This window comes from Paenibacillus sp. FSL R5-0744 (assembly GCF_037972555.1).
In the GTDB taxonomy this organism is placed as follows: Bacteria; Bacillota; Bacilli; order Paenibacillales; family Paenibacillaceae; genus Paenibacillus_AQ.
The window spans coordinates 4,337,377-4,362,296 of the sequence record NZ_CP150228.1 but is presented as its reverse complement, the minus strand read 5'-3'; the positions used below and the strand labels follow the sequence as shown (position 1 = coordinate 4,362,296).

Here is a 24,920-nt window from a genome sequence, read left to right as displayed (position 1 = left end):
ATAAATTGTTAATTTCATCCCTATAGTCACTAAAATCGATTATAATAAAATTTATGTTCAAGTCGATTACCTATCCTAAGTTAATAGGATCATCATACGCAAAAAGGCATAGTGATGAATCGCCTATGCTATAAGGGTTATAGAGTTTTCAAATAAACACTTATGTATAAGAGGAGGCGAATGATATGACGATAATGCCTGTTATAGTAATGATCCTTGTATTTGTACCTGCCATTGCACTCATGGTAAGCATGCCTTATTTAACAAGAGAGACGATTAGTTTTGGGGTCAACGTCAGCCCTGTACAATTCCAAAGTGAGCCTCTGCACCAGATGCGGAAGTCATATGCTAGGATCAGTGCTACCTTGCATACCATCTTGTTCATTGTTTGTATCATCTGTCTACTATACGGTGATGAACATTCCAAGCAACAAAGTTGGATCATTGTTACTTATTCACTTGCCATGGTTGTAATCTCCCTAGTCATTAACATTAGCTATCATTTCAAAATGAAAAGTTTACTACCTATGCTGCCTATTGCTCTGGAACCATCGATCATGGCAGTGTACACTGGATTTCGGAAAAGAAACATTGGCTTGTCTAATAATTGGTTCCTCATTCATGTTTTAATTACTGTTGTTAGTATTGTAACTGTGCTATACAACTACGATCTGATTCCTGATCAGATTCCGATCCATTACAACAGCAGTTGGAACGTAGACCGCTATGCAGCTAAATCTTTTAGTTCTGTGTTTATGCCTACGATAATGCAAGTGTTCATAATACTTTTGTTCATATTTGAGAATTGGAGTATTCGCAGAGTAAAGCAGCAGGTTCAACCCAATGATCCTAACCGTTCCATCAGACAAGATGCAACTTACCGCCGTACTTGGTCATATTTTATGCTTACAGCAAGCTTCTTAATGGTTATCCTGTTTTCTGTTGTGCAACTAAACATGATATCTCTGCTTAACATGAATTTCGCTATCCCTATTATCCTAATCATAATAGCCCTTATTATCATATACGCCTTTGCCTTAACGTTCTGGGCTGGTCAGGGCGAAAGCCGCTTGAAGCGATCTGCCGATAGCTCCAATGTCAGACCTGTCCATGATGATGATAAATGGCGATTAGGTATGATTTATTTCAATCGTAAAGATCCAAACCTAATCGTCAAGAAAAGGCTCGGAGTCGGCTGGGGATTAAATTTCGGTCACCCAGTAAGCTGGCTGTTTTGGCTCGTAATTATTGTACTGTTAGTTGTGGTGCGGTAACAAGGCTTGGAGGTTAATACTCACCGGAGTATAGGCGAAGTTAGAGTTTCGAAACAGAATATTTACCGAAAAAAAACGCCTAAAGGGCGTTTTTTATTATCTTTAAGTATCTCAGTAATATCTTTTTTGAATTAAATCGCATATCAAAGAGTATTTCTCGTATTAATATCTCTTTGTTACAATCAGATTGTTATCTAAAGGAGGGTATAAATTGAACTATCGCAAATTAGGAACGAGTGGTTTACATCTAAGTGAGATTGCTTATGGTAATTGGATTACACATGGTACTCAAGTGGACAATGATACTGCCCATGCTTGTGTTCACGCTGCATTGGATGTAGGGATCACAACATTTGATACTGCAGATGTATATTCCGATACGAAAGCTGAGATGGTGCTGGGCCAAGCATTAAAAGGAGTGCACAGAGCTGATATCGAATTGTGTACCAAGGTGTGCCATCCCACAGGGACGGGACGTAACGCAAGAGGTCTGTCCCGCAAGCATATTATGGAGGCGTGCCATGCTTCACTGAACAGATTACAGACCGATTACATTGATATCTATTATGCGCATCGCTTTGACGCAACAGTATCCCTTGAAGAGACCTTCTTGGCTTTTTCGGATCTGGTACGTCAAGGTAAGGTTCTCTATGTCGGGATAAGTGAGTGGACGGCGGATCAGATAGCAGAAGGTGCTGTTTTGGCGAGAGAATTAAAGGTGCCATTGGTGGCTAGTCAACCTCAATATTCGATGTTATGGCGCGTGATGGAGACGGAGGTAGTTCAAGCTTGTGAGCGGGAAGGGATTGGACAGGTGGTCTGGTCGCCGCTTGCTCAAGGGATTCTTTCAGGCAAATATATGCCAGGGCAACCATTGCCAGAGGGTTCTCGTGCTTCAACAGCTGCGGGCTCACCTTTTATGAATAAATTGGCGGGTCAATGGCTTCGGACTGAGGTGCTTGAGGCGATCTCGAATCTCTCTACCATCGCCAGCGAAGTTGGGTTGACGCTTCCGCAATTGGCTATAGCATGGGTGTTGCAAAATCCACAAGTCTCATCTGCAATTATTGGGGCATCCAAGCCTGAGCAAGTAATAGAAAATGCCAAAGCTGCGGGAGTTCGTCTGGATAGGGAAGTTATGATGCAAATCGATAGGGTGCTAGAAGGACTCGTTGAACGTGATCCTAGAAAAACGGGCTGAATATTATATCATTCACCATTAATAACTTCTGAACTCATTTGTCCTATGATCTCTAGTAACGCGGATAAGGAGGCACGATCGGAATCGGTTCTCCAAGCGGCATAAAGGGGAATCGATGGTGTGCTTTCTTCAAAGGGACGAAATGCGACACCTTCGCGCTGAAAAATAGCAACTGATGAGGGCACAATGGAAACTCCAAGATTAGCAGCTACCAAGTTTACAATGGTGTACATCTGAATGGCTTCCTGCACAACATTCGGATACATATCGTGTTGGGCACAAAAGCGCATAATGAGGTCGTGAAAAGGAGCTCCTAGATGGCGTGGGAACGATATAAACGGCTCTAAAGCTAAAGAACGAATGGATAACACCGTTAAATGAGCTAGGTGATGCTGCTCTGGCAAAACGGCAACAAGTGATTCATTGACTAGGGGACGATGGTCGATATGTTTGCCGGGCTCTATATAACGTACAAATCCAATATGAATCGTTCCTTCATGTAAAGCCTGCCACTGCTGAGCAGACGTCATCTCATGTAATGTGAGTTGTACTTGTGGATAACGTTCCCGAAACATTTTTAACATATCAACCAATACTCCACCAGCTGCAGAATCTATAAATCCAATGTTCAAATGTCCGATAATTCCTTGATCGACTAATTGTGTTGTTTTAATAGAGCGTTCCAGTTGAGATAAAATGGATTTGGCCTCCTCTAGAAATACCGCCCCCGCTGGCGTTAGACGAACTTGTCTTTTGTTCCGTTCTAATAGTTTCATACCAATCTCATTCTCCAGAGCTTGAATTTGCTGGCTTAAGGGAGGCTGCGTCATATTCAGCTTCTCTGCTGCACGGTTAAAATGCAGTTCCTCTGCTACTGCGATAAAGTATTGCAATTTTTTTATGTCCATACTGTTCAATCTCCCTTGAAATGCTTCTCCAAGCAAGTATAAGGATCTTTGAACGAAAATGAAAGGAAGGGCTCGTCGTCCCCCCATAAGCCTCTCACCCCATCTTAATTTTAGACAAAAAACATTATTGCAATTGGATCGTAGAATTTGTTAAAGGGGACTAGAGATGGTTTTATTCGAGTGCACGATGCGCTAGACTAGATATGACGAATTGTTTAGATTGGTCATAAGGGGGAGAACGACGATGATAAGAGGATTAACAACAGCAGGCTTGGGTGAACTCAGTTCTAATGAAGAATATATCAGACTTGCGAGCCAATTCGGCTTTCAGTCGATAGACGCAAATCCATTGGAGTTAGTGCAGCAGTATGGTAAGGATGGGGCTGTTCAATTGCTGGAAAGCCATGGCATCATGTTAGGATCATTTGGTTTAGTGGTAGATTGGCGCACAACAGAGGAAAGCTTTAGAGAAGGGTTGAAATCGCTTACCCAAATGGCTGAGGCCGCTGCTGCATTAAATTGTACGACATGTTGTACATATATTTTACCTTCGACAGATCTTCCGGTCGCAGCTTTTATGATTGCAGCCACAAGACGCTTAAGACTGTGCGCGGAAATATTAGGCGCTTATGGAATTACATTAGCATTAGAGTTCGTAGGCCCTCATCACTTACGTACACAATGGGCAAATCCACTGATCTGGACGATGCAAGATATGTTGAGCTGGATGGAGACGATTCAAGTAAGGAACATCGGATTGTTATTGGATTCTTACCATTGGCATACGAATGGATTAACGAGTGAGGATCTGCTGAAATTACAACCGCATCAAATTGCATATGTCCATATTAATGATGCTAAACCTCTACCGATAGAGGAATTGTTAGATTTCGATCGATTGTATCCAGGAGAAGGTTCTATTGATCTCACAGGATTCTTGGGAAGCCTGAAAAAGATCAGGTATGCCGGTGTGATCGCCCAAGAAGTTCTGGCGCCAGCTTCCGCGCAAAGTTCATCTGAATTATTTTCTCGTTCTAAAGCAGGCTTCGATAAAGTATTCTCATCACTGGAAAACGTACCCATATAGAATGAACTTGAAAATATTCAAAAAAGGGAAAAGTGGTCGAAGTCCAAACATTCTCTGGAGTCCCGACCAACCCGAAATAGGAAAATCATCAGATCAATCTATATAGCATTTGATGATCTCGCGTAAATTAAGTTCTATAAAAACTTCTGCCGAAGTGTTGGTAGAAGTTTTTTTCTGTTAGCAAACGCTCTCCCCATGTGATAGTATTTCACTAAAATACGGAGATGACTATTTAGCGGATCCAATGTTAGTGAGAGGGGAACAGTCGTGTCGATTCGGATAAAATTACTGTTATCTTATACGGGAATGCTAGTCGTTAGTTTACTTATCATCGTAATGACGGCAGCTTTATTTACAATTGCATCAACTGGAGATGTTCATAGTCTTCGGGATTTTTATAAAGTGCACTATCAATTAAATCCGTTGTCGGAGCAAGAAGAGTCGATTTTTTTAGAATTAAAGTATTTAGCCAAGCATGACCCAGATGAATTGCAGAACAAGGATTTGTTACTGGAATATGATTTTAAGCTAAAGACAGAGAAAGCGGGACTATTTGTAAGGCGAGTGAATGACCCTGTGTTTGAATCGCGCACCTTCAATCAACCTGAATTAAAGGATGCTTTACCTCCTTACGATCTCAATAACTATCAGATTCGTAACACTTTTAATATTAAAGAAAGATTTTATGGCTATGCCAAATTTGACTTTAAATATTCGGATGGGGCGAAAGGCAGTGTTTTCGTCATCAAAGAGCATAGCCCTTTTGCGGAACTCACACGGAGGCTGTTACCGATCTTTTCATTGATATTAATTGGCGTTCTTGTGATTGCGAATGTGCTATTATATCGCTGGATTACACGAAGTGTTATTAAGCCACTGAACAAGTTAAGGGATTCCGCAGAACGAATTCAAGAGGGTGACCTCCAATTTGAACTTAACCTGCAGTCCAAAGATGAGATTGGGGAGTTAAATAAAGCGTTCGAGACGATGAGACAGAGGTTGCAAGAGTCAGTGAACCTTCGTCTGCAATATGAGGAGAATCGGAAAGAATTAATCTCAAATATTTCACATGATTTACGTACTCCGATTACGAATATTAAAGGGTTTATTGAGGGCATACGAGATGGTGTCGCCAATACACCTGAGAAGATGGACATGTACGTCGACATTATTTATAACAAAACTATTGGAATGGATAAATTGGTTGATGAGTTGTTCCTATATTCCAAGCTGGATTTGAATCAGGTTCCATTTTCGTTCGAAGCGGTGGATATTATTGCATTCCTTGAGGATTGTATCGAAGAGATGCGCTACCATAACGAAAATAAAGGAGTTTCATTTCATCTAGACGACCATAACTCCGAGCGTATTGAGGTTGTTGCAGATTTGGATAAATTAAAACGGGTATTACTGAATGTAATTGGAAATGCGCTGAAGTATATGGACAAGCCGGACCCTTTCATCCGTTTTTCTCTGCAAGTGGATAGTGAATGGGTGACTGTTGAAGTGAAGGATAATGGAATGGGTATTGATGCTGAAGCTCTTCCACATATCTTTGAACGTTTTTATCGTGCAGAGCCTTCTCGGAATCTATCGACAGGCGGTAGTGGACTTGGTCTTGCGATAGCTCGTCAGATTATTGAAGGGCATGGTGGGTCGATATGGATGGAAAGTGAACCAGATGTGGGATCAAGCTTGTTCTTTACTTTAAAGCGAACGACTGACGAAGGAGGATTTCATTCGCATGACACGGATTCTAATTATTGAAGATGAGGCAACGATAGCGCAATTGGAAAAAGATTATTTTGAGCTGAACGGTTTTGCCGTTGATATATGTCATACAGGTTCTGAGGGGCTTGGGCAGGCTCTTGAAGGGGATTACAATCTTATTATCGTAGATTTGCAGTTGCCTGGCATCGATGGCTTTGAATTATGCCGCCGTATTAGAGAGGCGAAGGAAGTGCCGATCTTTATCGTATCTGCGAAAAAAGAGGAGATCGATAAGCTTCGGGCGTTTAACCTCGGAGCGGATGATTATATTACGAAACCCTTTAGTCCAAGTGAATTAGTAGCAAGAGCGAAAGCGCACCTAACGAGATATGAACGTATGCTTAGTAAGCTAGAACCAATGGAGAAGCATGAGATCCAAGTCCGTGGAGTTCATATCGATAAAAATGCCCGCAGGGTGTTTGTACGTAATCATGAGGTTTTGTTTACCGCGCGGGAGTTCGATGTACTGGTCTTTTTAGCGAGTCACCCGAATCGGGTATTCCGCAAAGATGATCTATTCGAACGGATCTGGGGGATGGACTCCAGCGGGGATATCGCAACGGTTACGGTTCATATTCGCAAAATACGGGAGAAGCTGGAAGCGGACCCCTCGAATCCACAATATATTGAAACGGTGTGGGGTGCGGGATACCGGTTTACGGTGTAATGGCGTTTTTCTTTTAAGATTTTCGATAATTTTAAGCTCTAGTTAATACTTTATTAATAAATCGTTTCTGGGGAGTTTATTTCTTTCCTTTATCATTCAGTTATATACATGAACAACTAATAACTTAATGATCTAAGGGGGAAATATAGTGAAAATCGTAGCTAAAAAAGCAGCAGCATTAATGGTCGCAGCAACATTAGGCGCAACCTCTTTACCCTTTGCGGTGTTAAATGTACAAGCAGCACCTGCATCAAGCCATAACGGGATATCCGCAGCAGCATCCAAGTTATCAGATAAAGAAATTCAAGAAGCCGTTGAAGTACTTGCGGGATTAGGTGTGTTACAGGGTTATGCAGATCATTCGATGGGTGTGAACAATCCAATCAATCGTGCAGAATTAGCGAAAATGGTAGTATTGACTTTTAAATTACAAAGCACTGAAGAGAACACTGCCCCATTCACCGATGTGAATTCGAACGTATGGTATTACAAATATGCGTCAGTACTTGTTGGTTTAGGGATAATGGAAACGGAAGATGGTAAATTCAGCCCTAATAAAACGGTAACGGATGAAGAAATCGTGCAAGTTGTATCGAAGGCGTTGAAGCGTGATGTCTTATCGGTTAACTACTGGGCTAATAAATTGCAATCCACTTCTGGACCTGTAACACGTGGCGAAACAGCGGCCTTACTGAATACAGCACGTAAAGCAATGCCATCCGATAAAGCTCAAATCACAAGTGTGAAATCGATCAATGAAATTACATTAATCGTAACCTTGGATGCTCCTTTGACAGCTGAGGATGAGGTGTTTGCTAAAGCAAAAGAAGATTTTGTATTCAATGACGGTCTAACCTTAACGAATATGCCGCGGCTGAAATCGGGTTCTGTTGCAACGTACATTGTTCCTACATCGGTGCAAAAAGCTGGAACAACCTATAATTTAACGTACAAAGGTAAGAATGCAGGATCATTTGTAGGAAACGCAGCCAAGGTGGATATGACAGCAACCACTCAGGTAACCAACGACACCTTTGAGATTGAAGCTCTGAAAACAAATGGCGTCATTGACTATGGATATGTCATCTCTGCATACAGTGGTGGACGTGCTGCTAACGCATTTGTTTTGGATGAGAACAACAGAGCAAATGGCATCACGTATCAAATCATTCCTTCCATGCAAGGTAGACAAGTAACGATTACCCCAGAAGGTGGAGAATCCATCGTTGCCAAGTATGTTCCATTTACACAATCGACAGATGGTAAGATTGAGCCGAAATTCCGGCTTCCTGAAGGACAAGTCTTGAAAGCAGGTGTGAAATATACCGTAACATCCGACTGGGCCAATATATCAAATCCTTCATTCGAAGCAAAAGAAATAGCGCCACTGCAAATCTCTGGCGCTGAAGCTGTCAGCGATACATCCATCAATGTATCCTTGGCTCAAGACCCTGGTGATGAATTGTTTTCGGGTCGTAGTGTACAACTAACCGCTCCAAACGGAGACAAATGGGTTGCAACCTATAAATTCTCCAGTCGTAAAGGTGCCGTAGGTGTATTCGATATTACGGATAGCGGTAAATTGGCTGCTGGGACAGTGTATACTGTGACACCACTAGGCGCATGGGCAACCTCTCAAGCCACATTCACTTCGAAATAAGGCGAGTCTACATGAAAGGTGTGGAATGTCATGCGCTTTCTCGTCTTAACACTCTTACTCTTTATATCAGGATGTCAGACCGATGATTTCAAGGTGTTAAACAACCAAGGGCAGCAATCAACTCAGGAGGTGAACAATGAAATGGATAAGCTGAACCAAGCACTGTTAGCAGCGACTCGTCAAGGAGATAAGGAGCTTCTAACAAAACTATTAACAGACGGTGCAGATATTGATGTTACAGATAATGAGGGTAGAACGCCCGCTTTAATCGCTGTACACACGAATCAACTGGATATATTCAAATTATTGCTTGAAAAAGGTGCCAACATCAATATCCGCGACAATCGCTCGGATAATCCACTTCTTTATGCAGGCGCTGAAGGAATGCTTGATTTTGTGAAGGTATCTATTGCTGCAGGTGCTGATACCTCAATTGTGAATAGGTTTGGGGGGACCGCACTCATCCCTGCTGCAGACCGTGGTCATGTGGATATTGTGGAAGAACTTCTTACAAGTTCTGACGTCAATATTGATCATGTCAATAATCTGGGTTGGACTGCATTACTAGAAGCTATCATACTAGGCGATGGGGGCAAAGAACATCAGGCAATAGTGCAATTGTTAATTCAGCATGGTGCTGACATTCAACTTGCAGATTCTAATGGAATTAGTCCCTTACAGCATGCGCAAAATAGGGGTTATCAAGAAATGGTAGAAATGCTAATGAACAAGAGTAGTGATTCGATATAATTTAAATAAAAGGAACTCCGCTCAAAACGGAGTTTCTTTTTTTTGTCCTTTGAAACTAGGATTACCCACCTCGTAATATAGTATAATCAGACTATAATGTTCAATAGTGGAAGATGGGAATATAGCACTATTAAATTTATCGAAGAATGAGGCGTGCATGAGAACTTCGGAGAATAAGATTAAGTTAAGTCATTTATTATACATAGTAGTATTTATCGGTCTCTTGATTGTTGTGCGATGGGGCTGGCATAATCATTTTTCGTTGTCCAATCCACCTGCTGTGAAACAAGGTGTATTAGATTTACGTGGGGTGGATATTGAATCACTAAGCTCCTTTCCGCTGGATGGTGAATGGGAATTCTATCCTGAACAATGGGTGAACGCTACCAATATTAACAACGCTACGAAATGGCAGAGGCTTCAGGTGCCGGGTAACTGGACTTCTAAATTCAATCCGGCAGATCAAGAGAAGGCATATGGATACGGAACTTATCATTTGCGTATTCTGCTGGATCAACCCTTATCTGAGCCGCTTAGCTTTTGGTTTCAATCGGTCTATACTGCTTCTGAAGTGGAGATTAATGGAACAGTCCTCTCACGATTCGGTAAGTTATCTGAAGAGAAAGAAGGCCATGTTTCTGTCACGAAGTCATTCTTGATCAGTTATGTACCGACAGATCAGAACCAAATGGATCTATTTGTTCGAGCGTCAAATTACGGGTCACCGTTAAAAGGAGGCATTGTTAGGTCTGTAGAGTTTGGCATTCAACATGAGATAGATACAGTCTACTGGAATTCCATTGGCTTGCAGCTAATTGTAGGGGTATTGCTCTTGATCCACGGGCTTTATTTACTGATTATTTATTTGATGGATGTGCGAAAAACAGAGTTGATTATTTTCTTTTCGATGATGGTCGCAGCGGCTGTATCTATTGGGGTTGAACATAATGGACTATTGTTCCGGTTTCTTCAAGTTGATTTTGCCTGGATATTGAAGCTAAAGGTTCTTTCATACATAGGGTTTTGCTTGTTTCTGTTCCTCATGGGAAGAGAGCTCTTTGGGAACCTGCGGAAAGGTAAGGCTTTTTATAGTTATATCTTCTCACTCCTCGGTTTCACTCTATTTATAATCTTTGGTCCAGAAGAGACAGTGCTGTTTTCGATCGAAAAAGGGGTCTATATGATCCTGTATTACATTCCAGTATTTTGGACGGCTTATTATTTTATGAAAATGGTATTTATTCAAGCTGAGGGAGCTCTATTTTTATTATGTTCAGTGCTAGCTGTGATTAATAATATAATGTGGGCATCTGTCTATTACGCAGGAACCTCACAATTTATGTTTTATCCAGTTGATTTAATTGCTGCACTTGCTGCTTTTTCTACCTATTGGTTTAGGAGATATTTTCATCAATCCCATCAAAATGTGTTACTGAATGCTCAATTGGCTGAATCGAACAAATTAAAGGATCGTTTTTTGGCCAATACATCTCATGAACTACGGACTCCTTTGCATGGGATTATGAATATTGCTCAGAGTGTGCTCATAAGAAAGAAACATGTACTGGATGAAGAGAGTCAACGTGACATGGAACTGCTAATAATGGTCAGTCGGCGGATGTCGCTCATGCTGAACGATTTGCTAGATGTAGTGAGATTGCAGGATAAACGGATTGTGATGAACATCAAGGTGGTGCAAGTAAGGTCCTTGGCTGAGGGCGTGCTGGATATGTTACGCTTCCTGACCGGTGGGACTAAGGTGGAGCTTCGCATGGACATTAATGAGGATTTGCCGTGTGTATATGCTGATGAGGAACGATTGGTACAGATTCTGATTAATCTAGTTCATAATGCGCTTAAGTTCACCGAACAGGGAAGTGTTGTACTGTCAGCAGAACAAGTGGATGGGCAGGTATGGATCCATGTTACGGATACAGGAATTGGTATGGATGAGGCACTGAGAAAGCGTGTATTTATGCGTTATGAACAAGGAGCTTACGGTGAAGGTGGTATCGGTCTGGGTCTTAGTATTTGTAAAGAGTTGGTTGAGCTGCACGGTAGTGAATTATTATTGCAATCGCAGCCGGGCAAGGGAAGTAAGTTCAGCTTCAAATTACCTGAAGTAAATGAGAGTGTACAGTCTTCCATTTCTGATATTCATATAGAAAAAGATACGGACCCATTGTCACCTTTCAGTGAATGGATCACTGCTGAGGTATCTACTATGGTGGCCGCCACATACTCCGCGAAGGAAGTAGAGCCACTCTCGAATACAGACGCTGATATTATTCGTGTTCTGGCGGTTGACGATGATTCGGTCAATCTAAAAGTTTTGCAAAATATTTTGTCAGATGGAACATATCAGATGGTGACTGCGACTTCTGCTCGTGAAGCGCTGGATAAGTTAAACCATGATCGATTCGATCTGATCATCGCTGATGTGATGATGCCGGGTATGTCTGGTTACGAAATGACTAGATTAGTCCGCGAGCGGTTTACGATGTATGAATTACCTATTATTCTACTGACTGCTCGTAGTGAGCGGGAGGATGTCTATGCGGGCTTCTTGGCTGGAGCAAATGATTATGTCACCAAACCGGTAGATGCGGTGGAATTGAAGTATCGAGCCTTGTCCCTTTCATCTATGAAGCGAGCGGTCAATGATCGGTTGAGGATGGAGGGTGCTTATTTACAAGCGCAGATCCATCCACACTTTCTCTTCAATACACTGAATTCGATCATGTCCTTAAGTGACTTTGACACTGCCAAAATGAGAGAGTTATCAGATGCGTTCACAGCTTATCTGCGCATAAGTTTTGACTTCTTAAATGCAGGCAAGCTCGTTACGCTGTCACAGGAGCTTGAGCTGGTGGAGAATTATATATATATCCAGCAGCAGCGTTTTGAGGAGAGACTCCATGTGGAATGGAAAGTAGATGCGAATCTTGAAATGTTGATGCCTCCGCTTACGATTCAACCACTAGTTGAGAATGCTGTTCGACATGGCGTTTTAAGTCGGGCTAAAGGTGGGACACTGCGTATTCATATTGAGACACGTGCGGATGCTGTTCATTTTAACATTGTAGATACAGGGATTGGAATGGACGAAGCACAAGTCAGCATGCTGTTAAATCCGAATGGATATAAGAATCAAGGTATTGGACTGCTTAATACGGATAGAAGATTGACACAACTATATGGACGTGGCTTGCAAATTCAAAGTATCCCTGGTTTGGGAACTACGGTGTCATTTATCATACCTGATAAAGATTGATTGTGATCATGGGGGAACTCCTTGGAGTTATCCCTTTTTGGTGTTTTCTTTAGGAATTTATGTGAATATTTCATTATTGTTGCATCATTGATTGTAAAAATAAAAGCTACCTGCCATTATTACAGAGAAAGGAAAATTTGTAATCAAAAAATCATTCATGATAGGAGAATTAGAATGACTAATAACTTATTTGTAAACGAGACAAGAGAACAACTGAGCTGGATGAATCGCCCCGAGCGTAGGGAGTTTACAGACTTAGATGAGCTTACAATAATTGCACCACCTAAATCGGATTTTTTCCAAGACCCGGCAGGAAAACATATGGTAAGCTCAGCGCCATTCTTATCTACACCTGTTGGAGATTCATTTGAATTGACAACCAGACTTCGTGTCGAAATGCGCCATAAATATGATTCAGGATGTCTCATGTTTATGATGGACCATTATAACTGGGCCAAAATTTGCTTTGAGTTTGACGGACAGTATCCCATAATCGTGTCTGTGGTAACAAGGGAAGGGATGTCTGATGATTGTAATTCCGTACATGTTGCTGTAGACAATCCGTATTTGCGTATTACCAAACAAAATCATTGTGTTACCTTCTCCTATTCAGAGGACGGAGCGAATTGGACACTGATCCGATATTTTGGAATGAAGGAAGGTGCTGAATGCGTAGCAGGTGTTGTCGCACAATCTCCCCAAGGTGAAGGCTGCTCAGTGAAATTCGACTATTTGAGTTTGTCGGAATCGAAGGGTGAAAGCCGCTTCTAATGGATCAATTTTTAATAAATAATCCTTTTCGGTCTAATTGTAATTGTTTTGAAGTGAATTGGATGATGAATTCCTCCACGGCGGATATGGTAGCAATGATACATACAAAGACATTCCAAATGGTGTGATCGATGTGGAGAAGCCATAGAGGAGTTATAAATAAGAGGAGTCCGGTCAGTTTATTGCCATAGGTGTGAATGCTTGCGTAAGTTTTGAATCTTCGGAGGGCAACCCCTATCGATGTTAGACGGATGACCGCGATCATGAAGATCCATATCATGATTTCGAGCGTAAGTCCCAGAAGCGGATATAGTGTAAATAAGGAGACCGCTATCAGTATCGTGTCGGCTGCGGAATCCAGTTTTGCTCCAAGGCTACTTGTTGTGTTCGTCATTCTAGCAATAGGTCCATCGATCAGATCGGTGACCCCGCAAAGGATATAAATTACAAGGAAGGTCAAACTTAGCGGATCGAGGAATAATAACAACATTGCCAAAATGATTCTGCCAAACGTAATTCCATTGGGTATTCTCTTCATCATTCAATCCCGCCTTAGTATACGACCTTATCTTATTTCTATTTTACCAGAGGAGTGCAAATTCTATAAAAAACAAGCCGGAGCGAATGCTCGCTCCGGCTTGTTTCTATGTTTGTTAAAGCTTATTGCGCGGATACAGACTTGAACCATTCGTTAACTTCTTTGGTGATTTGGTCACCGCCATTGGATTTCCAATTGGCAACGAATTGGTCAAAGGAGTCTACTGGCAGTTTGCCATAAATAATTTTGTTGAAAGTTTCCATTTCGGACTGGCGAAGCAGGTTCCATTTGGATACCATCGTTGGTGTAGCAGCACCAGTAAAGTAGTTTTGTTTACGAACGTCTAGTTGTGACATAACCACTTTTCCTGCCGCCCAGTTTTCTGGTTTACGGAACTCTGCCATTTGTTTTTCATAAGGTGTTACAGGTGTCTCGCCGTCAGCAAGTTTAACCAAAGTCTTCATAAACAGATCAGGAATACGGGCCGGACCTGTTAAGAATGGGAATTCATTGGAGAAGTCTTTAATCTTGTCTTTATCACTTGTTGGTTGTCCATCAATCATATCCCAGTCGTAACCTTTAGCAAAGCCATATTCATATTGACTGCCTGCAGCAGGGTTAGCTAAGTTATCAAGCAAGTAGTTATAGTACAAGAAAATAGCTTCTGGGTGCTTAGCATCCTTGTTAATCATGATACTAGCATTTACACCGGAATTCTGCCATTTGGTTCCAATCAAACCATCTGGTCCTGCTGGAACCGGATAACCTTTAATCTTCGCTCCAGGTACATTCTTCATAAGATCGGGAGCAGGCCAGTCTGGAACCCAGTTGGCGCCTGGCAGAATACCAGCTGCACCTTTCGTGAAGCTCTCAGCGGATTTACCTTCATCCCAAAGGGCGGAGTCCGTGTGAATATATCCTTTATCCATCCATTCGCTAAGCTTTGCGAGTGCTTGCTTAGCACCTGGGTTAATGGAACCATATTCAAGATTGCCATCTTTATCTTTGTTCCATTGTTCCTCAATTGTACCGTATGCCCCGAATAACCAGTCTAGTTGGCCCATCCAGGTATTTGTGTTGTTTTTCAAAGAAATTGCAAGCGGGTACACATCTTTAGGCGCTAAGCCATCAGGGTTTTCGTTCTTAAATTTATCCATGATGTTCTCAAGATCGGCGATGGTCTTAGGCGCTTCCAGCTTCAGCTTTTCCATCCAATCTTCACGTAACCACAAGAGCGTATCATCATTGTCGGTATATTCAAGGATCGGCAGATTATATTTCTTACCGTCTTTAGTGAATGGGTACCAAAGTTCTGGATGTGCTGCAACGTGATCTTTCAGAATTTTGTTTGCATACTTATCAAATAACTCATCGATAGCGATGAACTGACCGGAATCAATAAGCTGATTGGTCAATACTGCGTTAGTTGGTGCAAAAACGAAATCAGGAAGCTTTTCGCCGGAAGCAATGGCAAGTTGAAGCTTTTGTCTGTATTGATCGTCATTTGCAGGATACCAAGTATCTTTATGCTTCATACCCAATGTTTCAAGCATCCAGCGATCGTGAACGTTGTTTTCTTTGGTATCACCTTGAACATACTTCTTAGGCATCAATACGGCACTGAACTCGATCGGTGGATCGTATTTGCCTTTTGCGAAAGCGGCATCTGCTTCGGATTGGGTATTATTGGTAGCGTTACCATTTTTGGCATTCTCATTAGATGTGCCGCTACTGCCACATGCTGTGAGAGTGATAAGTGCTGTGACCGTGAGAAGCGACCACATTTTCTTGAACTTGATCATTCTTCAATTCCCCCTACTGTGTATGATCTTTACAAGTGTAACTTTAACAACTTGTCGGGGATGTCATCTATATGAGATTTTTAGTTTCGATAGGACTCTATCATGTTATTTGTTAGTATCTCTATATTCCTGCGGCGTTACCCCAAACTGCCGTTTGAATACTTTGATAAAATAAGCAGGGTCCATATATCCAATTTCCATGCTGATTTCATAGACTTTTTTATTGGTGGTCTTCAGCTTATGACAGGCACGATCCATCCGCAAGCGCGAGATATAATCGCTAATGCCTTCACCTGTTTCAATCTTATAAATTTTTGATAAATGGGTCGGATGGAGATTTACATGGTCAGCCAGAACACGTAATGATACATCATCATGCAAGTTCTTATCCGTATAATCTTGAATTTTCTTCACATACTCGGAACGTATATCTTTGATTTCGTTGGATGTGCCTTCTTTTAGATTGGCTAGAACACTTAGTGACCATTTTCTTAGTTTACTAATGCTGGTAAAAGCATCCCCACTTTGCAACGCTTCTATATCGGTCCCCATTAAGTTTGCTAGCGTATGACCATTGCGATGTGCAAGATTCGTGAAAGAAGCAGTAATTAAAAAGCCAGCCTCCATGCAATGCTCCCACGATTCAGACCATTTCTCATCCAGTTCCGCACAGACGGCAAGCAATTTCTCTTCGGCCGCATCCCAATGTCCACTCTCCAGTAGATGAATCAAAGAGGGTGGGGTATAAAGAGCGTCTAAAGGTCCTTGTGCTGAGGGAAGCTCCAAGTCACTGACCCGCATAATGAATTCTCGCTCATCTCCGACAATTTGGCGGAAAGAGGAGGAGGCCTGATGAAAACGATTCGACAGCTGCTCAGGAAACTTGAACCACTCCGTGATTACAATGGATAGTGAGCCTTTCAGAAATTGCTTGACCTTATATTGAAGTTGTAGAGAAAGCTTCTCTAATATGGATTCTTTTCCAAGGTCAGCTCCTTGTTCTTTAAGTTGGAGCAGAAACACAAGATATCCATGTTCCTCTTTAACGCCCCAGACTTCCATAAATTCTCCCATAATCTCTTCAGCCATATTAATAATCGCATATTCAATCAAGGTTTGATCGGTATTATCAAATTCTCTGAATTCTTCTTCCATTCGTACCAGCATCAATGCGGCTTCTCCGGATTGAAAGGGCAGATCGTAACTCACGAGCTTCCGTTCCCATTCACCGGCTTGAAAACGATGACCTTGCAAAGCATCCAGTAGCAAACGCCCCCGTAAAACAGGGAGGTTCTCCCGGAGGGTAAACTGGGTTCGTTTAAGAGAACTTATAAGCTCCCATTCAGCATTCAATTGATTGATCGCATTTTTGACTGCTCCGAGCAATTCATCATCAGTCGGCGGTTTAAGCAAGTAATCCACGGTCTTGTTTTGAAGTGCTTTTTTGGCATAATCGAATTCTGAATGGCCGGATAAAATAATACATTTAATTTTTTTGTTATGTTTTCTTATCCGCTCTATCAATTCGATTCCCGTCATTTCTGGCATTTGAATATCTGAGATTACTATATCAATGGGATGCGTATCGATAATTTGTAGCGCTTCACGTGCGGAATAAGCTTTATGCACATGTTCAATTCCTAGCGTATGCCAGGGTTTAGTCATGGAAAGATTATCTACCCAGTGTGCTTCGTCGTCTACTATGATCATCTGCATGTTGTTAGTCTCCTTGATGTTCCTTTAATTTATAACTATCATCCTCAGTTGGGATTTCCCAGATAATTTCTGTTCGGAATCCACCGAGAGGGGATGGCTTGAAGGTAAGACTTGAATGATTGCCGAACAGGTGAATGATCCGCTGATTTGTATTCCAAAGACCACAACCCATTTCCTCCTGCAAAGGCTCCTGCATTTTACGGTTTAATGCTTCTAGCTGATCCAGATTCAGGCCAGGACCATCGTCATCGATATAAATTCTACAGAAGCCGTTTGACTTCTCACCACTAATCTTGATCTCACCTGATGAATAGGACTTCGCTACTCCATGAATCACAGAATTCTCCACCATAGGTTGAAGCATTAGGCGAGGTACAGATTGGCTAAGCATATCCTCAGGAATATCAATATGATAATCAATTCTGCCATTACGCAGTTTCTGGATATCTAAATAGTTGACTAAGAGCTTGATTTCTTCCTCCAAAGAAGCCGTCTCCCGTTCCATCCGGGTGGTATAACGATAGTAAGCACTTAGATTATAAGCCATTGAGACGACAGCGTCCTCATCTTTCATCTGGGCCATATTGATAATATAACCAAGACAGTTATAGAGAAAATGCGGGTTAATTTGTGCTTGGAGCTGCTTCAGGGTAGCTTCTCGAGCACGGATCTTTTCATTAAATACATTTTCTATCAGGTCTTGAATTTGATGGGACATATCGTTAAAACGACGGAACAGAAACGAAAACTCATTTTGCTCATTGCTATGAAGCCGTACGGAGTAATCTCCTTGCTGTACGCGCTGTAAACCACTGACTAGTTTTTTAATCGGATATTGAACGTTTCTATACAGCAGAATGGAAGAGGATACTCCCACAACAAACAGCAGAATCATTGTGATATAGAATAAATCTCGACTAAGAGAAATCGGTTTGAGAATTTGATAAAGGGGGACAACATCTACTAAATGCCAATCCAAAGAGGCTGATTTCACAGAACTGACCAAATAGTTCTTCCCATTTAGTTTCACTACATCCTGAGTTGTATTCTCCGGAGAGTGATTATCCAGGTAATTAACTAGTTCGTCGGATAGCTGCTTGTCCGCGCTACGGTTGAGGATCGGTTTCTCCCCTTTGTGATAGAAGAACGGATCGCCTTGCCCACCTGCTTTGTACGAATCGAGCATGTTCTGAATGTTCGTATAACTGAAGCTGGCTTCAATGACTAGGCTACTTCCTGTTAACGTCCCCGGCTGAGCTAAGGAATCCGTTAAGAACCAGTAAAAGGATTTTAAATCGCCTTGAGATTCCACACCATGATCACCATACGTCCATCTTCCACTCATATTTGCTTTTAAATAATCCTCATCATACCCGATGGGTCTGTCGTAATTGGCGATGACATCTTTATTCTGCTGTGAATGAACGGCGTATCTGGTCGGCCAAATATCTGTAACCCCAGCTTGAAGCACCATCTTTTCCTGGAGGATATATCTGGTCTGCATCTGATCATAACGATCTTCCCATACATTTAGTCCATTGAATGCCCTGACGTTGGGATCTCTTGAAAGAATAAGGGTGAAGTCCATCATCTGATTAATTCGAGAATCGATCTGATTGGATAAAAAAGTGAGTTGTTTCGTATTGGACGTCTGCAACTCTTTGCCTACAACCTCGAAGGTGACGTTATTTGAAAAGGTATACATGATAATGATGGGAATGAATAGGAGTATGATCAAGCTGTTTATTTTGGCAAACAGACTAAATCGAGATTGTAAGTTTCCTCTAAGTATTGTAAAGCGCTTCCATAAATTCATAAATGCCCCTCCAGATGTTGTCCTAATAAAACCCTATCAAGCCTAACAATGTTATATAGTCAAACCTGAGAAACGCCTGATACTATTTATAGCAGAGATCCCCATCACACACAAAATATTTTTTTTGGGAACAGGAGAGAGCTATGGAGGCTAATATGGAGGTTAACTCGATACCACAGGCGAGCCTAGAAAGTCAGCCGAGTAAAAAAAGAAAAAAAGGCTTTAATCAACCATGGATTCTCCATTTTATGGTGTTGCCAGCGGCAATCATGGTTTTTATTTTTTCTTATATTCCGATGTCCGGAATTCTTATGGCATTTCAAGACTATAAACCTGCACTAGGTTTTTTTGATTCCGAGTGGGTCGGACTTAAGCATTTCAGGTACATGTGGGAGAATGATTATTTCCTGTCCATTACGTGGAATACGTTATTTTTTGCTTGCTCCAAAATTGTTTTGAACTTGATTATTCCGTTTATCTTCGCCTTATTGCTTAATGAGGTAAGAAGAATGGGCCTTAAAAGAACTATTCAAACACTCGTTTATCTTCCGCACTTTCTGTCTTGGGTTACACTTTCAGGGATTCTCATTGATATCCTTGCTCAGACAGGTATTGTCAATCAATTCCTCACATCTGTATTCGGCATCAAGCCGATTTTCTTCCTAGGAGACGGCAACTGGTTCAGGTTCACTATCATTGCTAGTGATGTTTGGAAAGAGTTTGGTTTCAATACGATTATCTTTTTAGCGGCACTTTCGGGTATCAATCCATCACTTTATGAAGCTGCTGAAGTGGATGGGGCGGGGCGTTGGAAACAAACGATGTATATCACAATTCCTGCGTTAATCCCAATCGCTATCGTAATCGCCACCTTGGCACTGGGTAATGTGCTCAACGCAAACTTTGACCAGATCTTTAACTTGTACAGTCCATTGATCTATCAGCAGGGAGATATCATTGATACTTTCGTGTATAGAGAAGGTCTACTAAGCGGACAGTTCAGTTTCGCAACCGCAGTTAATCTATTCAAATCGTTAATTAGCTTAGTCTTAATCGTAGTCTCTTACCGACTTGCTTATAGATTTGCAGGGTACAGAATTTTCTAGAAAGGATGACAACTGATGTACCATAAAACAATTCCATATCGAATATTCAGTATTATCAATAATGTGTGCTTGACTATCCTTTCCGTGCTCTGCCTGCTACCTTTGTACCACTTACTCATGGTATCTCTTAGTGCATCCGCACCTGCTAATGCTGGATTAGTCACATTCTGGCCGATTGGCTTTACCTTTGAAGCCTATGCAAAGACGTTTAATAATGTCAATTTCCTTAACTCCTTGTGGGTGTCTGTGGAACGGACAATACTCGGAACAGGACTTGCGCTGGTGGTAAATACGGTTGCAGCTTATGCGCTGTCTAAGGAAACAAGAGTCTTTCGTGCAAGAAACGTCTATCTTTGGTATTTTGTTGTCACCATGCTGTTCAGCGGTGGTCTGATACCGGGTTACATTCTAATTCTGAAGCTTGGTCTCATGAATTCATTGATGGCACTTATTCTTCCTGGATTAGTTGCTGTATTTAACATCATTTTGCTTCTGAATTTCTTCCGTACCGTACCTAAAGATCTTGAGGAAGCAGCTTTTATTGATGGGGCAGGACACTTTCAGACCTTTGTGAAAATATATTTACCGGTCTCCTTACCTGTTATTGCAACCGTCTCTCTATTCCTTATGGTAGGACACTGGAACGCTTATTTTGACGGTATTATTTATATCAGAGATGCAGATAAGCTTCCGCTAGCGACGTTTATGCAGACGATTATCGTTCAGGCAGATATGTCTAAGCTTGATCCGGCAGCCGTTGCTAATTTATCACAACGAACCATCCGGGCCTCGCAGATTTTTATAAGTGCTTTGCCAATTCTATTGGTTTATCCTTTCCTTCAACGTTTCTTTGTAACTGGGATTGTGGTAGGTGCTGTAAAAGAATAATCTCTTTTTAGAAAAAGAGTTTGAAGAAGGAGCTACGGTTCTAGTCCAGACTAGAACATGTAGCTCTTTTTTTATTTAGATGGATTTCATGGCTAAACTGGATAATTATTGAAAACAATAAAAATATTCAGAAAATTTTCATATGACGATCATGCTAACATAGGCTATAATGAGGTCTAAAAAAGAAAAAAAAGAAAACGGGGCATAAGAATGAATCAATTTAAAGGTGAAAAAAATCTTCTCTCAGAGAAGAAGGAGCGGTTCTCTTCCGCCGGCTTTATTTTCGCAGCGATCGGGAGCTCAGTAGGTCTGGGGAACATGTGGAAATTTCCGTATATCACTGGGGAAAATGGGGGGGCGGCTTTCTTCCTTCTCTTCATTGTATGTTTAGTGTTGATCGGTTTACCCGTATTGTTGGCAGAGTTGGCCATTGGTCGTAGCGGACGTGGAAGCGCGGCTACTGCATTTGTACGTGCCGGAGGCGGGAAGAACTGGATGGCCGTCGGATTTCTGCAAGTCCTTGCACCATTTTTAATTCTTTCCTTTTATATCATTGTTGCAGGATGGACGTTGAACTACGCAATGATTGCCTTCAATGGACAATTGTTCAGTTCCAGTAATTATGCAGGTGAATTCAGCTCCTTTATATCTGGACCTATGCCAATTGTTTGGCAGGGGATAGCAATCCTTATAACGGCGGGTGTTGTTATTCTTGGAGTATCAGGCGGGATCGAGAAATTTAATAAGGTATTGATTCCTGGTCTGGTTGTTCTCCTAATTGTATTGATGATTCGTGCGGTTACCTTACCAGGTGCAAACGAAGGAGTAGCCTTTTTCCTAAAACCAGACTTTTCGGTGCTGACGGCGGAATCTGCGTTAGTCGCTTTGGGACATGCTTTCTTTTCATTGTCGCTTGGGATGGGAATTCTCCTGACTTACGGCTCTTATGTGGATAAAAAACAATCGCTAGGAACTGCTGCACTCGCAGTCGGGGCAGGAGATTTGTTATATGCGTTTATCGCAGGATTGATTATTTTTCCGACGACATTCTCATTTGGGATTGCTCCTGATCAAGGTCCTTCGCTAATTTTCATTGCTTTGCCAGCAGCTTTCTCAGCAATGCCATTTGGTGCATTCTTTGGTGGTTTGTTCTTTATCTTGCTGGCGATTGCCGCTTTAACTTCTGCCGTATCTCTGCTTGAGGTGCCTGTATCTTTCGCGATGGAGCGCTGGAATTGGAGCCGGAAACGTTCAGTTTGGATTTTGTCATTAGTATGTTTCCTCCTCAGTATTCCTTCGGCGATGTCACTGGGAATGGTCCCTGAGCTATCGTTTGGCGGCAAAGCGTTGTTCGATTGGGTGGATTTTGTAACTTCTAACATTATGTTGCCACTAGGCGGTCTGTTGGTTACCATCTTTGCCGGTTATTTCTGGAAAGGGGCAGCAGAAGCGGCTGGGCTTAAGGCAGGTTGGTTCCGCGTTTGGTTATTTATGCTCCGGTATGTTGCGCCGATTCTGGTGTTCTTGGTGTTGCTTCATACTTCAGGGATTATTAAATTTTAATTTAATTCAATTTCTAAAAAATCATCAAAAAAAGCTCTACGACCCTTGTGGTTGTAGAGCTTTTTTTGATATTGAAGATAAATACATTATTCCTCTAAATCCTACTTGACTAGGTGGATTAATTGGAATATAGTATAAAAAAAGATTGCACGAATCAATTCAAAACTAATAATTGTATACAATTATACAAATATATTGTTGAGGCTCTTGCCCGACAGATTATCGATGAGGAGCTACATAAATATGGCGATACGATCACGTAGGTTGTCAAAGGATAATACCTATGATGCATTAAAACAAAAAATTATTGATAGTGAATTAGAGCCGAATCAACCTGTACATGAAGAAAATTTGGCAGCGTTACTAGGGGTTAGTCGTACTCCACTAAGAGAGGCAATACAGAGATTGGAGAACGAGGATTTTCTCATTCGACAGCCAAATGGAAGACTGCGGGTGGCTTCTGTGACACTCAAAGAGGTTGAAGAAATATTCCAAATTCGCAGCATGCTTGAAGGCTATATCGCAAGAAATGCAGCTAAGCATGCTACAGAGAACGATATTGTTAATTTAACGACGATGATTACAAAAATGAAACACTCCTTCCAACTTGGCGACAATCAGAATTTTGTAACCTATGGATTTGAGTTCCATGATTATTTATCAGAAATCAGCGAACTAAAAACATTCGAGAAAGTTCTGAATCAATTAAGAGATCATTCCCTTCGCTATTGTAGATTCGTCTCCATGCATGGAGATTGGAATACACAGGCGGATGAAGAACATGATCTTATCTTGCAAATGATCGCTGACCACAATGAAGATGGCGCTGAAAAAGCAATGCGAGATCATATTTTAAGCAGTCTAGCTACTGCACTTGACCGGATTAAAGGTATTGAAGAAAAGTTGGAAGCATAAAGAAAGGGGAGCACTTTACTATGAATATACTTAATGAGGTTGATCAAGCATTAGCGAATCAATTAATTGATGTTCGTAGAAACCTACATAGAGAGCCTGAATTAGCTTATGAAGAATTTAAGACCACAGAGAAATTACGGGAATGGCTGACCCATGCCAATATTCATATTCTAGACCTTCCGTTACAAACCGGACTTATCGCAGAGATCGGACAAGGTAATGGACCTGTTGTAGCTATTCGCTGTGATATTGATGCACTTCCGATAGAGGAACAGACTGGATTATCTTTTGCTTCTGAGATTCCTGGAAAAATGCATGCTTGTGGGCACGATTTTCACACGGCTACGATTCTAGGAGCTGCCTTATTGTTAAAGGCACGTGAAAGTGAATTGCCTGGCAAGGTTAGAGTATTGTTCCAACCAGCAGAAGAAACAGGGCATGGAGCGGAGAGTGTCTTAGCATCAGGAGGACTCAAGGGTGTTGACGCTATATTCGGTTTACATAATTCACCAGACCTGCCTACAGGAGCTTTTGGAACAAGAACAGGAGCTTTAACAGCAGGTGTTGATCGGTTTGAAATTACGATAAAAGGTGTCGGCGCTCATGCTGCTTATCCTGAAAAAGGTGTGGATTCCATTGTCACTGCGGCTCAGATCATTACCTCGCTACAAACCATCGTAAGCCGTCAAAACAGTACCACTGAACCGGTTGTGTTAAGTGTCACCAGAATTAATGGGGGCTTCACATGGAATGTCCTACCGGAAAAAGTGGAATTAGAAGGTACGGTGCGAACTTACAATGAAGAGATTCGTCGCCAGATTCCAATCCAAATGACCCGAATCATTGAAGGAATTGCTGCAGCTGCTGGGGCAGAGGCTAAGCTACATTGGTATCCAGGACCACCAGCAACGATTAATCATGGCGAATGGGCTGACTTTACCAAAGAGGTCGCTTCAGATGCCGGATATATAGTACATGACATCCCACCGCAAATGGGAGGAGAAGATTTCTCCTTTTATTTACAACAGATACCGGGTGCTTTTGTAAATATAGGATCAGGCCCAGCCTATGCTTTACATCACCCTCGATTCGATGTGGATGAAGCTGCGATTTTACCCGCTGCGAAGTACTTCGCTTTATTGGCAGAACAAGCGCTGGTGAAGCTACAAGTCAAAGCTTAATTGATCTCCTAGACCTAAATCCTAAAGATGATT

Annotated in this window: 19 protein-coding genes; 14 read left to right on the top strand and 5 right to left on the bottom strand. The window is 41.7% G+C overall.

The genetic code is table 11. The features are described 5' to 3' along the window. The first annotated feature begins 185 nt into the window (after positions 1 to 185). Positions 186 to 1,274: a DUF1648 domain-containing protein gene (locus MKY19_RS19280; RefSeq protein WP_339796954.1), complete on the top strand. Its 1,089-nt coding sequence runs from the start codon at positions 186 to 188 to the stop codon at positions 1,272 to 1,274. A 211-nt stretch (positions 1,275 to 1,485) separates the two neighbouring features. Beyond that, complete coding sequence (locus tag MKY19_RS19275) at positions 1,486 to 2,475, top strand: aldo/keto reductase family protein (RefSeq protein WP_339796951.1); 990 nt, start codon at positions 1,486 to 1,488, stop codon at positions 2,473 to 2,475. An 8-nt stretch (positions 2,476 to 2,483) separates the two neighbouring features. On the opposite strand, the gene MKY19_RS19270 is transcribed toward MKY19_RS19275, so the two are convergent. Then, positions 2,484 to 3,383 (bottom strand): LysR family transcriptional regulator, encoded by a 900-nt coding sequence (locus MKY19_RS19270; protein WP_339796949.1) that lies wholly within the window; start codon positions 3,381 to 3,383, stop codon positions 2,484 to 2,486. A 244-nt stretch (positions 3,384 to 3,627) separates the two neighbouring features. Here MKY19_RS19270 and MKY19_RS19265 point away from each other — a divergent pair, with 244 nt between their 5' ends. The 7 genes from MKY19_RS19265 (at position 3,628) to MKY19_RS19235 (ending at position 13,362) form a co-directional block, all read left to right on the top strand. Next, on the top strand, positions 3,628 to 4,470 hold the full coding sequence (locus tag MKY19_RS19265) for a sugar phosphate isomerase/epimerase (RefSeq protein WP_339796946.1): 843 nt from the start codon (positions 3,628 to 3,630) through the stop codon (positions 4,468 to 4,470). Between the two features lie 267 nt (positions 4,471 to 4,737). Then, a complete protein-coding gene (locus MKY19_RS19260; protein WP_339796944.1) occupies positions 4,738 to 6,237 on the top strand; it encodes a HAMP domain-containing sensor histidine kinase in 1,500 nt (499 codons plus the stop codon). Beyond that, positions 6,215 to 6,907, top strand: a complete 693-nt coding sequence (locus tag MKY19_RS19255) for a response regulator transcription factor (protein WP_339265751.1) — start codon at positions 6,215 to 6,217, stop codon at positions 6,905 to 6,907. The genes MKY19_RS19260 and MKY19_RS19255 overlap by 23 nt, the downstream gene beginning before the upstream one ends. 148 nt (positions 6,908 to 7,055) lie before the next feature. Beyond that, the gene (locus tag MKY19_RS19250) at positions 7,056 to 8,567 is read left to right on the top strand and encodes an S-layer homology domain-containing protein (RefSeq protein WP_339796941.1); all 1,512 of its coding nucleotides are present in this window, start codon (positions 7,056 to 7,058) and stop codon (positions 8,565 to 8,567) included. A gap of 141 nt (positions 8,568 to 8,708) precedes the next feature. Continuing rightward, positions 8,709 to 9,317, top strand: coding sequence for an ankyrin repeat domain-containing protein (locus MKY19_RS19245; RefSeq protein WP_339796939.1), 609 nt, complete (start codon positions 8,709 to 8,711; stop codon positions 9,315 to 9,317). Positions 9,318 to 9,474: 157 nt separating this feature from the next. Further along, positions 9,475 to 12,591 (top strand): ATP-binding protein, encoded by a 3,117-nt coding sequence (locus MKY19_RS19240; protein ID WP_339796936.1) that lies wholly within the window; start codon positions 9,475 to 9,477, stop codon positions 12,589 to 12,591. 174 nt (positions 12,592 to 12,765) lie between these two features. Beyond that, complete coding sequence (locus tag MKY19_RS19235; protein WP_339796932.1) at positions 12,766 to 13,362, top strand: DUF1349 domain-containing protein; 597 nt, start codon at positions 12,766 to 12,768, stop codon at positions 13,360 to 13,362. A gap of 4 nt (positions 13,363 to 13,366) precedes the next feature. Here the strand turns inward: MKY19_RS19235 and MKY19_RS19230 are convergent, their stop codons facing one another. From MKY19_RS19230 to MKY19_RS19215, 4 genes are all read right to left on the bottom strand, one after another. After that, positions 13,367 to 13,903, bottom strand: a complete 537-nt coding sequence (locus MKY19_RS19230) for a CDP-alcohol phosphatidyltransferase family protein (RefSeq protein ID WP_339796929.1) — start codon at positions 13,901 to 13,903, stop codon at positions 13,367 to 13,369. Positions 13,904 to 14,022: 119 nt separating this feature from the next. Next, on the bottom strand, positions 14,023 to 15,702 hold the full coding sequence (locus tag MKY19_RS19225) for an ABC transporter substrate-binding protein (RefSeq protein WP_339265739.1): 1,680 nt from the start codon (positions 15,700 to 15,702) through the stop codon (positions 14,023 to 14,025). Positions 15,703 to 15,807: 105 nt separating this feature from the next. After that, positions 15,808 to 17,418, bottom strand: coding sequence for a response regulator (locus MKY19_RS19220; protein ID WP_339265737.1), 1,611 nt, complete (start codon positions 17,416 to 17,418; stop codon positions 15,808 to 15,810). Between the two features lie 4 nt (positions 17,419 to 17,422). Then, the gene (locus MKY19_RS19215; protein WP_339265735.1) at positions 17,423 to 19,234 is read right to left on the bottom strand and encodes a histidine kinase; all 1,812 of its coding nucleotides are present in this window, start codon (positions 19,232 to 19,234) and stop codon (positions 17,423 to 17,425) included. A 155-nt stretch (positions 19,235 to 19,389) separates the two neighbouring features. On the opposite strand from MKY19_RS19215, the gene MKY19_RS19210 reads away from it, so the two are divergent. The 5 genes from MKY19_RS19210 to MKY19_RS19190 all read left to right on the top strand — a co-directional run bounded on the left by MKY19_RS19210 (position 19,390) and on the right by MKY19_RS19190 (position 24,887). Further along, a complete protein-coding gene (locus tag MKY19_RS19210) occupies positions 19,390 to 20,340 on the top strand; it encodes an ABC transporter permease subunit (RefSeq protein ID WP_042132288.1) in 951 nt (316 codons plus the stop codon). 15 nt (positions 20,341 to 20,355) lie between these two features. After that, positions 20,356 to 21,228, top strand: coding sequence for a carbohydrate ABC transporter permease (locus MKY19_RS19205; protein WP_076285371.1), 873 nt, complete (start codon positions 20,356 to 20,358; stop codon positions 21,226 to 21,228). Positions 21,229 to 21,438: 210 nt separating this feature from the next. Then, complete coding sequence (locus MKY19_RS19200; protein WP_042189546.1) at positions 21,439 to 22,791, top strand: sodium-dependent transporter; 1,353 nt, start codon at positions 21,439 to 21,441, stop codon at positions 22,789 to 22,791. A 243-nt stretch (positions 22,792 to 23,034) separates the two neighbouring features. Beyond that, positions 23,035 to 23,706 carry a GntR family transcriptional regulator gene (locus MKY19_RS19195; protein ID WP_042189543.1) on the top strand — a complete coding sequence of 224 codons (672 nt, stop codon included), beginning with the start codon at positions 23,035 to 23,037 and terminating at the stop codon, positions 23,704 to 23,706. Positions 23,707 to 23,726: 20 nt separating this feature from the next. Further along, positions 23,727 to 24,887 (top strand): amidohydrolase, encoded by a 1,161-nt coding sequence (locus MKY19_RS19190; RefSeq protein WP_339242203.1) that lies wholly within the window; start codon positions 23,727 to 23,729, stop codon positions 24,885 to 24,887. The last annotated feature ends 33 nt before the right edge of the window (positions 24,888 to 24,920 follow it).

Coding starts and splice junctions, on each gene's coding strand:
- MKY19_RS19280 (WP_339796954.1), top strand. CDS start 186: ATGACGATAATGCCTGTTATAGTAATGATCCTTGTATTTGTACCTGCC.
- MKY19_RS19270 (WP_339796949.1), bottom strand. CDS start 3,383: ATGGACATAAAAAAATTGCAATACTTTATCGCAGTAGCAGAGGAACTG.
- MKY19_RS19265 (WP_339796946.1), top strand. CDS start 3,628: ATGATAAGAGGATTAACAACAGCAGGCTTGGGTGAACTCAGTTCTAAT.
- MKY19_RS19255 (WP_339265751.1), top strand. CDS start 6,215: ATGACACGGATTCTAATTATTGAAGATGAGGCAACGATAGCGCAATTG.
- MKY19_RS19245 (WP_339796939.1), top strand. CDS start 8,709: ATGGATAAGCTGAACCAAGCACTGTTAGCAGCGACTCGTCAAGGAGAT.
- MKY19_RS19240 (WP_339796936.1), top strand. CDS start 9,475: ATGAGAACTTCGGAGAATAAGATTAAGTTAAGTCATTTATTATACATA.
- MKY19_RS19235 (WP_339796932.1), top strand. CDS start 12,766: ATGACTAATAACTTATTTGTAAACGAGACAAGAGAACAACTGAGCTGG.
- MKY19_RS19230 (WP_339796929.1), bottom strand. CDS start 13,903: ATGATGAAGAGAATACCCAATGGAATTACGTTTGGCAGAATCATTTTG.
- MKY19_RS19225 (WP_339265739.1), bottom strand. CDS start 15,702: ATGATCAAGTTCAAGAAAATGTGGTCGCTTCTCACGGTCACAGCACTT.
- MKY19_RS19220 (WP_339265737.1), bottom strand. CDS start 17,418: ATGCAGATGATCATAGTAGACGACGAAGCACACTGGGTAGATAATCTT.
- MKY19_RS19215 (WP_339265735.1), bottom strand. CDS start 19,234: ATGAATTTATGGAAGCGCTTTACAATACTTAGAGGAAACTTACAATCT.
- MKY19_RS19210 (WP_042132288.1), top strand. CDS start 19,390: ATGGAGGTTAACTCGATACCACAGGCGAGCCTAGAAAGTCAGCCGAGT.
- MKY19_RS19205 (WP_076285371.1), top strand. CDS start 20,356: ATGTACCATAAAACAATTCCATATCGAATATTCAGTATTATCAATAAT.
- MKY19_RS19200 (WP_042189546.1), top strand. CDS start 21,439: ATGAATCAATTTAAAGGTGAAAAAAATCTTCTCTCAGAGAAGAAGGAG.
- MKY19_RS19195 (WP_042189543.1), top strand. CDS start 23,035: ATGGCGATACGATCACGTAGGTTGTCAAAGGATAATACCTATGATGCA.
- MKY19_RS19190 (WP_339242203.1), top strand. CDS start 23,727: ATGAATATACTTAATGAGGTTGATCAAGCATTAGCGAATCAATTAATT.